The organism is Dyadobacter flavalbus (genome assembly GCF_006149045.1).
GTDB lineage: Bacteria > Bacteroidota > Bacteroidia > Cytophagales > Spirosomataceae > Dyadobacter > Dyadobacter flavalbus.
On sequence record NZ_VBSN01000049.1, the window covers coordinates 239,060 to 253,174 of the forward strand.

Annotated in this window: 12 protein-coding genes; 9 read left to right on the plus strand and 3 right to left on the minus strand. The window is 48.0% G+C overall.

The window, feature by feature from the left end; translation table 11 throughout:
- Window positions 1–369: 369 nt before the first annotated feature.
- The 6 genes from FEM33_RS16850 (at window position 370) to FEM33_RS16875 (ending at window position 7,587) form a co-directional block, all read left to right on the plus strand.
- Entirely contained in the window at window positions 370–3,369 is a 3,000-nt protein-coding gene (locus FEM33_RS16850) for a CBM96 family carbohydrate-binding protein (protein WP_161597167.1), read from the plus strand.
- A gap of 245 nt (window positions 3,370–3,614) precedes the next feature.
- Complete coding sequence (locus FEM33_RS16855; protein WP_139013166.1) at window positions 3,615–4,019, plus strand: hypothetical protein; 405 nt, start codon at window positions 3,615–3,617, stop codon at window positions 4,017–4,019.
- Between the two features lie 304 nt (window positions 4,020–4,323).
- Window positions 4,324–4,854, plus strand: coding sequence for a DUF8453 domain-containing protein (locus FEM33_RS16860; protein WP_139013167.1), 531 nt, complete (start codon window positions 4,324–4,326; stop codon window positions 4,852–4,854).
- Between the two features lie 248 nt (window positions 4,855–5,102).
- Window positions 5,103–5,684, plus strand: coding sequence for a cupin domain-containing protein (locus FEM33_RS16865; protein ID WP_139013168.1), 582 nt, complete (start codon window positions 5,103–5,105; stop codon window positions 5,682–5,684).
- A 54-nt stretch (window positions 5,685–5,738) separates the two neighbouring features.
- Window positions 5,739–6,773 (plus strand): sensor histidine kinase, encoded by a 1,035-nt coding sequence (locus FEM33_RS16870; protein ID WP_229214284.1) that lies wholly within the window; start codon window positions 5,739–5,741, stop codon window positions 6,771–6,773.
- A gap of 40 nt (window positions 6,774–6,813) precedes the next feature.
- Window positions 6,814–7,587: a LytR/AlgR family response regulator transcription factor gene (locus FEM33_RS16875; protein ID WP_139013169.1), complete on the plus strand. Its 774-nt coding sequence runs from the start codon at window positions 6,814–6,816 to the stop codon at window positions 7,585–7,587.
- A 23-nt stretch (window positions 7,588–7,610) separates the two neighbouring features.
- Here the strand turns inward: FEM33_RS16875 and FEM33_RS16880 are convergent, their stop codons facing one another.
- Entirely contained in the window at window positions 7,611–8,516 is a 906-nt protein-coding gene (locus FEM33_RS16880; protein ID WP_139013170.1) for a helix-turn-helix domain-containing protein, read from the minus strand.
- A gap of 15 nt (window positions 8,517–8,531) precedes the next feature.
- Window positions 8,532–9,263 (minus strand): SDR family NAD(P)-dependent oxidoreductase, encoded by a 732-nt coding sequence (locus FEM33_RS16885; protein ID WP_229214285.1) that lies wholly within the window; start codon window positions 9,261–9,263, stop codon window positions 8,532–8,534.
- Between the two features lie 256 nt (window positions 9,264–9,519).
- Between FEM33_RS16885 and FEM33_RS16890 the strand changes: the two genes are divergently transcribed.
- The 3 genes from FEM33_RS16890 (at window position 9,520) to FEM33_RS16900 (ending at window position 12,033) form a co-directional block, all read left to right on the plus strand.
- On the plus strand, window positions 9,520–10,440 hold the full coding sequence (locus tag FEM33_RS16890) for an SDR family oxidoreductase (protein WP_139013171.1): 921 nt from the start codon (window positions 9,520–9,522) through the stop codon (window positions 10,438–10,440).
- Window positions 10,441–10,526: 86 nt separating this feature from the next.
- On the plus strand, window positions 10,527–11,450 hold the full coding sequence (locus FEM33_RS16895) for a helix-turn-helix domain-containing protein (RefSeq protein WP_139013510.1): 924 nt from the start codon (window positions 10,527–10,529) through the stop codon (window positions 11,448–11,450).
- 355 nt (window positions 11,451–11,805) lie between these two features.
- Window positions 11,806–12,033 carry a DUF1737 domain-containing protein gene (locus FEM33_RS16900; RefSeq protein ID WP_139013172.1) on the plus strand — a complete coding sequence of 76 codons (228 nt, stop codon included), beginning with the start codon at window positions 11,806–11,808 and terminating at the stop codon, window positions 12,031–12,033.
- A 596-nt stretch (window positions 12,034–12,629) separates the two neighbouring features.
- On the opposite strand, the gene FEM33_RS16905 is transcribed toward FEM33_RS16900, so the two are convergent.
- Window positions 12,630–14,108 carry a DUF1501 domain-containing protein gene (locus FEM33_RS16905; protein ID WP_139013173.1) on the minus strand — a complete coding sequence of 493 codons (1,479 nt, stop codon included), beginning with the start codon at window positions 14,106–14,108 and terminating at the stop codon, window positions 12,630–12,632.
- Window positions 14,109–14,115 lie beyond the last annotated feature (7 nt).

Sequence of the window (14,115 nt, forward strand, 5' to 3'; positions counted from 1 at the left end):
AATTATAATATACCGCAAATGTAGACGGTAAATCTTACAATCCAAACTTTACCGATCTTTAAAGTAACAAAATGGCCGTATCCCTGAAATCCGGCTGGCAGCACGTACCGCCGCGTTGATCCAGAAAAATGGCTGAACATGCGGGCCAGTCCGCCTCCGCACGCCCTCCTTTTGCCCTTTCACAGAACCAGAATTCCGGCTTGTAACATTTCCCGAGTGAATGCTCCGGAAATACCTATTTAGCGGTAAAGTAAATTCATTATCCGCACAACTTATCCCCGTATTGATCGCGCCTGCTCCATGGATCGCACAGTTAGTATGTTCATTTACAGCAAAATATTAATTAATCCTAAAAACCAATCCATGCTTATGAACACTTCTTTACACGCCTTGTCCGACAGCCCGCAACGCTGCCCGGCTCATCGGCTTTCCACATTAGAACAAAAAGCCGGCAGGCTTTCGACGGCTGAAAAACAGCTGGCAAAATGCCCAGTCCTGCTGCTGCTGCTGCTTCAATTTTCATTGAGTACACGGGCACAGCCGGCCATTGAATGGAACAAAACACTCGGCGGCAACCTGAGAGAATATTTATATGCTGTAAAACAAACCGCAGACGGCGGGTATATCGCAGCCGGAAAGTCCAATTCGGCCATCGGCGGCGACAAAACGCAGGCCGGTAATGGAAATGATGATTACTGGGTGGTAAAAGTGGCGCCGGACGGTACCAAGCAGTGGGACCAAACGTACGGAGGAAATGGTGTTGATGAGCTGAAAGAAGTTTTTCAGACTGCTGACGGCGGTTATTTGCTGGCCGGAAATTCCACATCGGATGCGGGCAGTGACAAAAGCCAGAACGACAAAGCCGCGTCCGGAGGTATCCGCGGTGATTACTGGATCGTCAAAACTGATGCGGATGGTGAAATTGAATGGGACAAGACCATTGGCGGTACCAGAGAAGAAATCCTGACAGATGCCAAACAGACTCCGGATGGTGGTTATGTGCTTGTTGGCACATCGAATTCCGGGGTAAGCGGTGACAAGACCAAGGCAGGTACGGAATCATGGGTTGTAAAGTTAAGGGCTGACGGCAGCATTCAGTGGGACAATCCCGTTGAATATATTCATAAAACTAAAATTGACCCTACGCAGGATGGCGGATATATTGTAGGCGGCAATACCGTCAACGTTCCAGGACAGGATTATTCCGACAGTTACATTATTAAACTTTCCCCGAACGGAAGGATTGAATGGGGTACCGTATTCAACCTTCATCAAAGTGAACTCATGGACGTTCACCAGACCCGCGAAGGGCAGTATATTGTGGCTATAAAGACTGAAACGCCTGATTCCGGCATTCCTTATCTGGTTGTCAAACTGGAAAACACAGGCATAGAAATATGGCGCAAGATTTTCACTGCTTCCGCTGCAAACGATGATTTTAAACTCGCCAATATCAGGCAGGTCATTCAGACTGCGGATGGCGGCTTTCTGGCCGGAGGTTACTCGGACTCTCCTGCCGGCGCGGACAAAAGCGAAGATTCAAAAGGAGGAGACGATTACTGGCTGGTAAAAATGGATGCGGATGGCAACAAACAATGGGACAAAACCATCGGCGGACCGGGCTCGGATTTTCTTCAATCCATAGAACTGACGCGTGACGGCGGCTATATACTGGGCGGCAATTCCGATTCACCAACAGGGCAAGACAAGACAGAAGCTTCCAGAGGCGAAGCCGATTTCTGGATTGTGAAGCTGGCTCCGGAATTCAATATCAGGGTGCTCAGCTTTTCAGCCAGTAATCTCGGCTTTACCGTCACTGCGGATTCATCCGCCCCGGCACAGTCCGTTTTGCTTGTGGCAAGCAGCGGTTTGCCTCAGGTTACACTTTCCAAATCGGCCAACAGTTCCTGGCTTACGCTTCCTTCGTCTGCACTGGGAAATTTGTCTTTTAACGTCGATGCAGCCGGCCTGGCACCGGGCACGTACAATGCCACCGTGAATGCAATAGCGCCGGGATATGCCGGTGCAACGCTGAACGTACTGCTGACGGTAGTTCCGGGCAACCAGCTGACAACCGTCCGTATCAATGCCGGCGGGCCGAGTTTTACCACTTCGGACGGGCGCCTGTTCAGCGAAGACCGGTACTTTGGCGGCTTCGACCGGATTTATTACATTCCCGGCCGGGAAATCCTGTATACGACGGATGACGTGCTTTACCGTACCGAGCGAAGCGCGCCTTCTTTCAGCTACGATATTCCGGTTGTCAACGGCGATTATGTTGTCGTGCTGCATTTCGCTGAAATATGGTTTGATTCACCAAAAGGCAACGCAGGCAAACGCTTGTTCAACGTGGATATGGAAGGAAACCGGAAGCTGGAAAACTATGATATTTATGCCAAAGCAGACGATGCACTCGCAGCCTTGGAGGAAGAATTTCAACTGACGGTTACGGACGGCGTTTTAAATATCAATTTTTCAAAAGGCGCTGCCGATCTGCCCACGGTAGCCGCCATTGAGGTCATCCCGAAGTCGGATTTTACCAAATCAACACTTACATTACCCGCTGTTGCAGATGCCTATGTGCATACCTATTTTCCCGATGAAAATTTCGGCACGGAGGATCAGCTGATCGTCAAGTCGGGAGGGATCAACATCAGCCGTCAGACATACCTGAAATTTCTGCTGACCGGCATCAGTGATGTAACCTCGGCCAGGCTCCGGATTTACGGCTATAATGTGGAAAGTACAAGGAAAGTCAATACGTCTGCGTACAGCGTGGACAACGATGCCTGGACTGAAACAGGCATTACTTATAACAACGCCCCGGCAAGCAGTGCTTGGCCCCTGACCCGCAAAGCAGCGGGCAATGTGCCAGAATATCATATTCTGGATGTGACCGCCTTTGTGCAATCGCAGACGGAAGGTGACAAGGTTGTCAGCATCATGCTCAGAAATCCGACGTCCGCCAACAAAAAACTTGTTTTTCACAGCAGGGAAAACCCTTCGGGCATGGCTCCCGAGCTTGTCGTTACAACACAAAAACCTGTTGCTAACAGTTCCCGCCTCAGTGCGAAACCTGAGGTGAAAGATGAATTGTTGCATCAGAAAAGCACTGTATCCTCGGTTTATCCCAATCCGGTAAAAAAACACTTTACACTCAGTCTTTCCAGCAGGCATGAAGGTGCAGTTTCCCTGCAGCTGATTACCCGGTCGGGCAGATCGTATGATGTGAAGGCATCTGAACAAAGTGCGGCTTCCGCCCTGAAGCAGGTTGACCTTTCCGGATTTTCGCTTGACAAAGGAATTTACCTGCTGAAAATACGTTCCGGTACAGCCACAGAAGTTTTGAAAGTCCTCGTGGCCGAATAAACGAGGATGTAAAATCTTGTTTCGCTAACAGCCTTTCAGAAATATAAAAGTTTTTTCCCGCTTCCCGCCCCCGAAAATGCCATATAGGCTTCGGGGGCATTTTTATGAAACGGGCTTGATTAGTACGGGTAACCGTATCCGGTTGTGAAACAAATGTTTGTTGATATTTAACATTCCGGTAACTGCTGTTATGGTGAACAGGGCTAAATTGTCCGGAAAACCTTTCACCTCGCTTTCCAAAGAAAATGTTATCAAAACCAATTCGGAACCTCATTCTTTTACTGATTCTGTTCCTCTTTATAGACATCACCGGATCGTGGATACCCGTGTATTTTATGAACCCGGATCATGCATCGGTTCCTCTGACAATCAGTTCCGTATTTCTGACAATCGGATTTCGTCTGTTTTTTGCCTTGTGGTACTGGATAGCAATTTACTCCGTTTGGATGCTTGCCAACATCGGTATCTTCCTGATTTTCCCCCGGTCTGTAATGAGGTCCGTTGCCGTCAGTTCCGTTATACCGCTTTTTGTCATTTGCACGGTTCCTGATGCCGTTCCTGTGGTTATCTGGTATTGTCTCCTGAGTATTGCTTTCGGTTTTATGTTTCATAAATACGCTGACACTACCGCCCCGGTGAACGGAATGTAGGGTATGGCTGACTGTTGCCTTATTTTAATTTTTTTCGTTTTTCCGAGAATCAATATTTTCAGTTACTCGGGTGCGGGTATTTTCACAGTAATGTAATTCTTGCTGATCTGTGCGGTTGAAGCCGGCTTTCTTCCAGTTCCGGATTACATGCTTTTATTAGAAAAGGTAAAAACCCTTTTAAAGATGCTTTTGTGCATACCGGAAATCCAGTGCAGGCAATGTGAGTTGACAAGAAAGCAGAAACACACTTGCCGGAGCAAGGAAACAGGAATAAAGAAAAATAACGCTACCCTGATAAAAATTCATGGCATCCGAAGAACCCAAGAAAACAGGAAAAATCAATATTGAAGTATTACTCGGCTTATCCGCGACTTTCCTGAGCTTTGCCGCCCTGATCGTTTCTGTATTTCAAACCAAAATTGCACGGGAGCAGCAGCATGCTTCGGTATGGCCATATCTTTCGGCTTCTTTTTCCAATGCAGAACATTCCTATTCATACAATGTCAATAATTTCGGGATCGGGCCGGCCATCATCCGGAATGTAAGCTGGGAAATGGGAGATTCCGTTTATAGCAGCACTTTCGATTTTATCCGCAACGAAATAGGTTTTCCAAAAGGTCTCGGAAGAAGTGAAATGGAAAGCGGCTATGTGGTGCCTGCAAACAATGGTTTATCCCTGATTGAGGTCAATGACAACGATTCTTTGTCCCGGATAATGGAAAAGAAATTAACCAGCAATTCGTTCCGGCTTCGCGTGATCTATTCCGACGTGTACGGAAACTGCTGGGAAATGGGAACGGGCAAGACCAAACCTTTGTCCGAATGTCCGGAATGATGCCTGCTTTATCAAACAGCCAACCGGGTTGAAGGCCTGATATCGATCATTTATTTGCCGGATTCACTCGGGAAACACAAGGATGCCAGGGAAAAACTGACTGGTCACAAAAAATCGGATCGCTTCATTGAACCTCTTTTCCGGTTCAGCCCGTACATATTACGCTTCAAGGCACAACAGGTTTACCGCTGCCGTTTTTCTGCTGAATTTTGATGAGTCAAATCAAAAAAAGATATCAAAAATCAGCCATGAAAACAATTACAAAAATGAACACGCTCGAAAAACCGGCACGGACCATCACCAATCCATTGATGAAAGATGAAGTTGTATTTCTCGAAACCAGCCGTGAAAGTGGCGGCAGGTACACACTGGTAGAAGTAAGCCTGGCAGCGGGAGCCGGCAACCCGCTTCATTATCACGATCATTTTTCAGAAGAATTCACCTGTCTTTCCGGAGAACTGAGCATCGAACTGAATGGAAAAATCATCCGTTTGTCAGCAGGTGAAACCATAATTGCACCGGCCCGCAGCAAACACCGGTTTTTCAACCAGAGCAAATCGGAATGCCGGTTTCAATGCCGCATTGCTCCCGGCTGCCCGGGATTTGAGCAAACTTTACAAATTACCTACGGACTGGCGCACGACGGAAAAACCAATAAACAAGGTGTTCCGCAAAGCCCGCTGATCCTGGGTTACATGTTCCTGATCAGCGGTACCCGGCTTACGGGAATCATGTCGGCAATGGAACCGCTGCTGAGATGGTTTGGCCGGCGCGCAATCGCCAAAGGCATTGCAGCGGAATTACAACGACAATATGTTACAATTCACTGATTACGGGTGTTTCATTGCCGCATCCATTCCGTATATTCGTTTTGTAAATCCTGCATGCGCATCATGAAACAATGGGCCAAGTTTGACCGGTACGACGTCCTGGTTTATCTGCTGAACTCTCCGGCAATCATTATCGTAAATTACATTCTTTTTGGCGGCATGTATTTTCAGAACACCGGCCTGTTTATCAAAGTTACCGTACTGGCCAACTTGTGGGGAGCAATGGTGTTCCTGATGCTGACATTATGGATGAAGTTCATGCGCTACCGCTTCGGCAAACCCGATGATTTCGGTTCGCGGCTGATGTATTCGATGCTCATGTACGTGGCAGTCATGATGGCCATGATGCTGCTGCTGGTTTACTGCTACGGTTTGCTGAAACTGCCCTACAAGCCGGAAAATGTGCTGTGGGTGCTCGTCATAGGCTTCGTGACCAACGTTATTTCGGCGGGCTGTCACGAAGCCATTTTCACCTATTATCAGTTGCAGGCAAGTACAAAGCGTGAATTCGAGCTGAAAGAAATGCATATGCAGCGACAGATGGACGTGCTCAAACAGCAGATCAACCCGCATTTTCTGTTCAACAGCCTTAACTCGCTCATGGCGCTGATCGGTGAGGACGCCGAGCTTGCCGAACGTTTTGTGGAAGAGCTCAGCTCGGTGTACCGTTATGTGCTGCGCGCCAATGAGCAAAACCTGATTAACCTGTCCGACGAGCTGGAATTCATCCGTTCGTACTCCCATTTGCTGGCGACCCGGCATGGCAAGGGCTTTAACCTGACGATTGAAGTGGACCCTGCATGGGCGCATCACCAGCTTCCGCCGTTAACTCTGCAGCTGCTGATCGAGAATGCCGTCAAACACAATATTGTCATGAACGATATGCCGCTGAACGTAAAAATCCATACAGACGATCTGGCGAACCTGCACGTCAGCAATAATCTGCAGAAGAAAAATATACGTGTGGCTTCCAATGGCGTCGGACTGTCCAATATTCTGGCAAGGTACCAGATGCTGGGACAGCCGACACCTGTGATCAGGCAGGAAGCGGGCTGGTTTTTCGTTGCCGTACCGCTGATCTCCGCCTGACAAACAATCTTATTCCGAGCATTATTTTCTTGACTTACCGATGAATGTATTAATAGTAGAAGACGAACAACTGGCGGTTCTTAAGCTCACCAAACTGCTGGCAGAAGTAGCACCGGCATTGAAAGTGGCTGGTACCACGGCAAGTGTCACCGGTACGGTTTCCTATCTTCAGAACAATCCCGCGCCTGACCTTATTTTTATGGATATCGAGCTGGCAGACGGACAAAGCTTCGAGATTTTCGAGCGGATCAGCGTTCCGGCACCGGTCATTTTCACGACTTCGTACGACGAATACGCAATCAAGGCATTCAAGGTCAACAGTATTGATTATTTGCTCAAACCGGTTAAAAAACAGGATCTTGCCGCAAGCCTGCAAAAGCACGGGGAACTCTACGGTGATAAAAAAACAGCATCTTCCCCTATTGCAATTGACTCGCTGATCGAACAGCTCCGCAAGCAGGTACAGCCCACTGAATACCGGTTGCGGTTTCTGGTCCGGCATTTATCCCAATGGCTGCCCGTGAATGTAAGTGAAATTGCATTTTTTTATTCAGAGGAAGGAATGACGCTTTTCCGCACATCAAACAATCAGAAATTTCCGCTCGATTATGCGCTGGACGAACTGGAAAACATGCTCGATCCCAAACTGTTTTTCAGGGCAAACCGGCAATTTCTGGTCAATGTCTCCGCCGTGCAGCAAATCCACTCCTACTTCAACAACAAACTTAAACTGACGCTCAAACCCGCATCCGACGACGAAGTGCTGGTCAGCAGGGAAAGAGCTACGGATTTCAAGAAATGGATGGGCAAGTAAGTGCACCCGTCAATATGTTATCCTCAGTTCAGGCTGCGGAATTCAACGGGCGTTTTTCCGGTTTTCTGCTTGAAAAGTTTATTGAAATACTGCGGATACTCAAATCCAAGAACATAGGCAATTTCGCCAACGGACTTGTCCGTACCGAGCAGCAGATTCTTGGCTTCCTCAATCAGGTAATAATGGATATAGTCCTGCGCGTTCCTGCCGGTTTCTTTTTTAAGCAGATCACTCAGATAGCCCGGCGACAAGAATACCTGCTCCGCCAGATCCCTGACCGTAGGCAGGCGTTTTTCGGCACGGTCCTGAAAATAGGAAGCCAGCAATTTTTCAATCTGCGTGACGACTCCGTTGCCCGAGTGCTTGCGGGTAATAAACTGCCGGCTGTAAAAACGGGTGCAGTAATTGAGCAGCAGTTCAATTTGTGAAACGATGATAGGCTGGCTGTGTTCGTCTATGTTCTCATGCAGTTCCGCTTCTATTTTTGACACGCAATCTTTTAGAATCTGATTCTCCTTATCCGACAGATGCAGCGCCTCCGCAATTTCGTACGTAAAAAAGCTGTAATCCTTCATTTTTTCAAATAACGAAGTTGCCCTGATCAGGTCCGGATGAAAGAATAAGCCCCAGCCGCTTATGACCGCACCGGGGTCAAAGTCGTTATCCAGTTCCATGACCTGATTGGGCGCCATGCAGATCAGACTGCCATCCTGAAAATCGACGACTTTACGGCCGTACCTGACGTTGTTGCGGTTATAGCTTTTGCAGATCAGCGAATAGAAATCACAGGAAAGCAAGGTCTTTTCCGTAATATCTTCCCGGACTTTGCCGAAATCAATCACGGCCGCCAGCGGGTGCTGCACAGCCTGTTCCAGCCGAAAGAACCGGAACAGGTCTGAAATGCCTTGTAAATGGAGGAACGCGCTCATTACTGTAAATATAACTTAAATCCCGAACTGCGATTTCATACCGGCCATAAACGTGGCATCATCGGTTTCCCTGCGCTGCGCAATAATGGCTTTGGCATCTTCGCCTGCCGTATAACGCAGCTGGTCTGTGCCGTCCGTTGCCGCTTCGAATACCACATCCGCAACCACACTCGCCGGAGATGCATTTCTGAAAAATTCCGGCATTCCGGTCATCACTTGCTGGACAATATGCTGGTATTCGGCCATACTTTCATCATTGCTGAAATCCAGCGAACGGCCGCCAAAATCCGTAGCAATGGCACCCGGCTCAACGATCTTTACTTGCCCGCCAAACTGTTCCACTTCAAAGCGCAGCGATTCTGAAATGCCTTCCACCGCGAATTTCGTTCCGTGATACAAGGTTCCAAGGGGAAAAGTCATCTTGCCGCCGATGGAGGAAATATTGATGATGATCCCGCTTTTGTTTTCACGAAAATGCGGCAATACGGCCCTGGTCACATCCAGTAACCCGATGACATTGGTATTAAACTGACGGATAATCTGCTCCCTGCTGAAAGATTCCAGAATCCCGTAAGCGCCGTAACCGGCATTGTTGAGCAGTACATCGATCCGGCCGAATTTGCGAATACCTTCCTTTACGGCATTTTCAATGGATACCGGATCCTGTACATCAAGCCTTGTCACCAGGGTTTGTTCCGAATTAATCAAGGCAGTTTCCTTTTCAGGATTGCGCATGGTAGCCACCACATTCCAGCCTTTACTTAAAAATAACTGCGCAGTAGCGCGCCGATCCCGCTGCTGGCGCCTGTAATCAAAATGGTCTTTTTCATTTTTTCAGTTGTTTAATGATGCATCAAAGGTCCCTTTAAAAGCAGGCTGGCGGGTAATACAAATGCAGGATGTTTGTATGCTTTTTACGGTTTTGGCTAAATCAAACGCGGATTTGGATAAATCCAGCCGGTAAAAGCCTCCGATCTTTGCACAAACAAAAGAAAAATCAATCATGCATGTATTTGTAACAGGAGCCACAGGCTTCATCGGTACTGCCATTGTGCAGGAATTACTCAGCGCAGGCCATCAGGTATCGGGCTTGGCGCGTTCGGATGCATCTGCCCGAAAACTGATCGATGCGGGTGCAGCCGTTCACCGCGGCGATCTGGAAGATCTGGAAAGCCTGCGCAGCGGCGCAGCGTCTGCCGACGCCGTGATCCATGCGGGGTTCATTCACGACTTTACCCGGTTCCCGGAGGTTTGCCGGGTGGATCAAACAGCCATCGAAACCATCGGTAAAGTATTGGCCGGATCTGACCGCCCGTTTGTAGTGACTTCGGGTACGGCGCTGGTCAGCCCGGGAAAACTGGCTACCGAAGATATTATTCCTTCGTTCAATCCGGCCTGGCCACGCGCTTCCGAACAGGCAGCGGATGCCGTTGCGGCAACGGGCGTCCGGACATCCGTCATCCGCTTGTCACCATCGGTGCACGGCGATGGGGACCAGTACGGATTTATACCCATTCTGGTCAATATCGCGCGTGAAAAAGGCGTTTCGGCTTACGTCGGTGAAGGTCTTAATCAATGGAGTGCTGTACACCGGCTGGATGCTGCGCGTTTGTACAGACTGGCTCTGGAAAATACGGCATCGGATGACCTTGCATCGAACACAGCTATACAAAGTGCCCGTTTTCACGGTTCGGCCGAAAAAGCCATTACAGTCAGAAAGATTGCGGAAGCCATTGGCAGACAACTTCATATTCCAACCGTTTCGGTAGCGCCGGAAGCGGCCGCTGAACATTTTGGCTGGTTCGCACACATGGCAGCGATTGACTGTCCGGCATCGAGCAGCCGGACGCAGGAACAGTTAAGCTGGCACCCGGCGCATGCCGCTTTGCTGGACGATATTGAAAGCGGCATTTATACCCGGTAAAAAGCTGTGAAAGCCGCGGCGGGTCAGCAGATCTGGTGAAAGGCGGCTTCGGCTTATCATAAAAAATAACGAACTTTATGAGTGCTATGAACAATCACCCGCTTCACCGTTTCCATACCATTACGGAATATCACCGGGCCGCGGGCCTGCCCAAGCCGGCACACCCGCTGGTCAGTCTGGTGCATATGGACGAACTGAACAGGCCGCTATACGAAGGCCCGTTCAGTCTGATCTATGATTTTTATTCGATATCATTGAAAAAGGCAAAAAACACCAAATACAGATATGGCCAGCAGGCCAGCGATTTTGATGAAGGCGTTTTGTTTTTTATGGCACCCGGACAGGTTTTTGGCGTGGAAACTGATAAAGGCAACGTCCTGCACCGACCGGAAGGCTGGATGATCCTGATCCACCCGGATTTCTTATGGAACACGCCGCTGGCCAAAACCATCAAGCAGTATGAATTCTTCAGTTACTCGGTTTATGAAGCGCTTTACTTGTCGGACAAGGAAGAAACGATGCTGACAACCCTGGCACAAAACATCGAGCAGGAGTATCATGCCAATATTGACAGATTCAGTCAGAATGTGATTATTGCACAGCTGGAACTGATGCTGACCTACTCGGAACGGTTTTACCAGCGCCAGTTTATCACGCGCAAGATCGCCAGCCATGAAATCCTGGCCAAACTGGAAGATTTGCTCACCCGTTACTTCCACAGCGGCGAACTGGCCCAGAAAGGATTGCCAAGTGTTACTTACATTGCTGAAAACCTGAACATCTCGCCCGGTTACCTGAGCAGCCTGCTCAAATCCCTGACCGGACAGAACACCCAGCAGCATCTTCACAACAAACTGATTGAACTGGCCAAGGAAAAACTCACAACTACCAATCTGTCTGTCAGCGAAATTGCCTATGAACTGGGTTTTGAACACCTGCAATCTTTCAGTAAACTTTTCAAGACCAAGACCAGCGTCTCACCAATGGAATTCCGGCAGTCATTTAACTGAAAAGTTAAACCGCCGGGATTTTTTACAGGGTCAGGAAATGCGTTTTATAATCTGACAAGTATTCATTTCCCGGCTCTTTGCCTGCGATCCGGATTTTAAAATGAAATGGCATTTCCGGCAAGATTACATACATTGCCACGTTTACTTGCTGTATATATTCCGGTAAAAATTCACTACTTTCCACCTGGGTGTATAAGGCGGTTTTTTTACCACATCAGAACGGCCGTCCCAGCATCATACGCATCCGTATAAAACAAGTTGTTTGTATTAAAGAAGTCAGGGCTGACGTAAGTAATTGCCGGTTTATATTTTAAATACGCTTTATTCAACGTGTAATTTACATCCGATCCAGACTATGAAATTAAAATATAACATCAGTAGTACAGATGCCGGGGATGACGTCAAATACCTTATTATTGAATCCAATGATATGAGTAAACTGGCTGTAATCGTAAATGATTATATCAAAAAAGGCTGGCTGCCCTCAGGAAGTGTTGTAGTTAATCAGAACTCGGAACTTGCTTCAAAAGAATACACACAGGCCATGACTAAAATGGAGGATACGCCCCGGAAATCATCCTGAACTTATTGAAATTTATCACCTGCTCCATTTCGCCCTGATTGCATATCAGCTGTATATATAAAGTTAATTTTCAAACAATTGTGCATTTATTTCAGAACCTAATTCGTTCAGTCGGACAAGATTGAAATCCGGCTGTAATCACAAAAAAATGAACAGGTATGACCTGCTCATTTTTCATTTACTCCTCAGTTAATTTATATATGGGAATCAATATACTAAGTCTGCAAATGCCAACTCTATATACCATAACTGGACTCTATGACGATGCAAAACTAGACAAAAACAAAGCTGGCACTGTTTCCTTACGGTTAAGCAATGGTTAAATGATCTCACAAAAAAAGGAGCAGATAATCCCCGCTCCAAGCTAAACTTCAACATTATTCACCAATCAAAAAACCGGAACAAACCCCCGACAACTATAAATAACAATCCATTACTACAAATCATTATTCATAACTATAAATAACAACACATGACTAAAAATCATTATTCATAACTATAAATGACAATCCATGACTATAAATGACAATTCATAACTATAACTGACAACCCACGACTACAAATCATTATTCATAACTATAAATGACAACCCATAATCACGTCAGTATCGGCTTTACAACCTTGCCCGCCACATCTGTAAGGCGATAGCGGCGGCCCTGATGCTTGAACACAAGCTGCTCATGGTCCACGCCGAGCAAATGCATAACAGTAGCCTGAAAATCATGTACATGCACCGGATCTTTGATGACATTGTACCCGAATTCGTCTGTTTCTCCAAACACAAAACCCTTCTTGACGCCGGCTCCCGCCATCCAGATCGTAAAGCTTCTCGGATGGTGATCGCGGCCGTAATTATCTTTGGTGAGCTTGCCCTGGGAGTAAGCGCCGCGGCCAAACTCTCCGCCCCAGATCACCAGCGTTTCGTCCAGTAAACCACGCTGTTTCAAGTCTTTGATCAGTGCAGCGGATGCTTGGTCCACACTTTTGGCCATGGTTTTGATGTCATCCGGCAGGTTGCCATGCTGGTCCCAGCCCTGATGATAAAGCTGCACGAATTTTACGTCCTTTTCAATAAGTTTCCTTGCCAGCAGGCAGTTGGCGGCGAATGTACCGGGCTTGCGCGATTCTTCACCGTACAAGTCGAAAATGTAATCCGGTTCTTTGGAAATGTCCATCGTTTCGGGCACGGCGGTTTGCATGCGGTAAGCCATTTCGTACTGCGCCATGCGGTAATTGATTTCCGGATCAAGGATTTTCTCAAACTGCGCCTGCTGCAACTTTGCCAGCGAATTCAGCATTCTTCTGCGGCTGGTTTTATCAATGCCGTCCGGATTGTTCAGGTAAAAAACCGGGTCCGGGCCCGAGCGGAAAACAACGCCCTGATGTACGGAAGGCAGAAAACCATTGCTCCACAATTTGGCATAAAGCGGCTGGTCGCCGCTCCGTCCCTTGGAAAGCAGCACGACAAAAGACGGCATATTCTGGTTGTCGGAACCAAGCCCGTAACTGATCCACGAGCCCCATGACGGACGGCCGCCCTGCTGGCTTCCGGTCTGAAAAAAAGTCACTGCCGGGTCATGGTTAATGGCTTCCGTATGCATGCTGCGAATGAATGTCACATCATCCACAATGCTGGATGTAAACGGCATCAGTTCGCTGATCATCATATCATTGCTGCCGTGCCTTGCAAACTTGTATTTGGATGCCGCCAGCGGAAAACTGCTTTGTCCGGCCGTCATACCCGTCAGCCGCTGTCCTTTCCTGACCGATTCGGGCAGATCCTGGCCCCACATCTGTTCCAGTTTCGGCTTGTAATCGAACAGTTCCAGCTGCGAAGGCGCACCGCTTTGAAACAGATAAATGATCCGCTTTGCCTTGGGCGCAAAATGTGGTTTTCCCAATGGCAGCGAGGCGCCTTCCGGTGTTCCAGCGGTTATTTTCTTGGCCATCGAATCATCTGCATTCAGCAAGGAGGCCATGGCGGCAGCTCCCAGTCCGAGGCTTGTTTTTGACAGGAAATTTCGCCGGCTCAACTGCTCGTGCACATGATTTTCAAGTTCTCTGTAAAAGCTCATAACTGTT

Coding starts and splice junctions, on each gene's coding strand:
- FEM33_RS16850 (WP_161597167.1), top strand. CDS start 370: ATGAACACTTCTTTACACGCCTTGTCCGACAGCCCGCAACGCTGCCCG.
- FEM33_RS16855 (WP_139013166.1), top strand. CDS start 3,615: ATGTTATCAAAACCAATTCGGAACCTCATTCTTTTACTGATTCTGTTC.
- FEM33_RS16860 (WP_139013167.1), top strand. CDS start 4,324: ATGGCATCCGAAGAACCCAAGAAAACAGGAAAAATCAATATTGAAGTA.
- FEM33_RS16865 (WP_139013168.1), top strand. CDS start 5,103: ATGAAAACAATTACAAAAATGAACACGCTCGAAAAACCGGCACGGACC.
- FEM33_RS16870 (WP_229214284.1), top strand. CDS start 5,739: ATGCGCATCATGAAACAATGGGCCAAGTTTGACCGGTACGACGTCCTG.
- FEM33_RS16875 (WP_139013169.1), top strand. CDS start 6,814: ATGAATGTATTAATAGTAGAAGACGAACAACTGGCGGTTCTTAAGCTC.
- FEM33_RS16880 (WP_139013170.1), bottom strand. CDS start 8,516: ATGAGCGCGTTCCTCCATTTACAAGGCATTTCAGACCTGTTCCGGTTC.
- FEM33_RS16890 (WP_139013171.1), top strand. CDS start 9,520: ATGCATGTATTTGTAACAGGAGCCACAGGCTTCATCGGTACTGCCATT.
- FEM33_RS16895 (WP_139013510.1), top strand. CDS start 10,527: ATGAACAATCACCCGCTTCACCGTTTCCATACCATTACGGAATATCAC.
- FEM33_RS16900 (WP_139013172.1), top strand. CDS start 11,806: ATGAAATTAAAATATAACATCAGTAGTACAGATGCCGGGGATGACGTC.
- FEM33_RS16905 (WP_139013173.1), bottom strand. CDS start 14,108: ATGAGCTTTTACAGAGAACTTGAAAATCATGTGCACGAGCAGTTGAGC.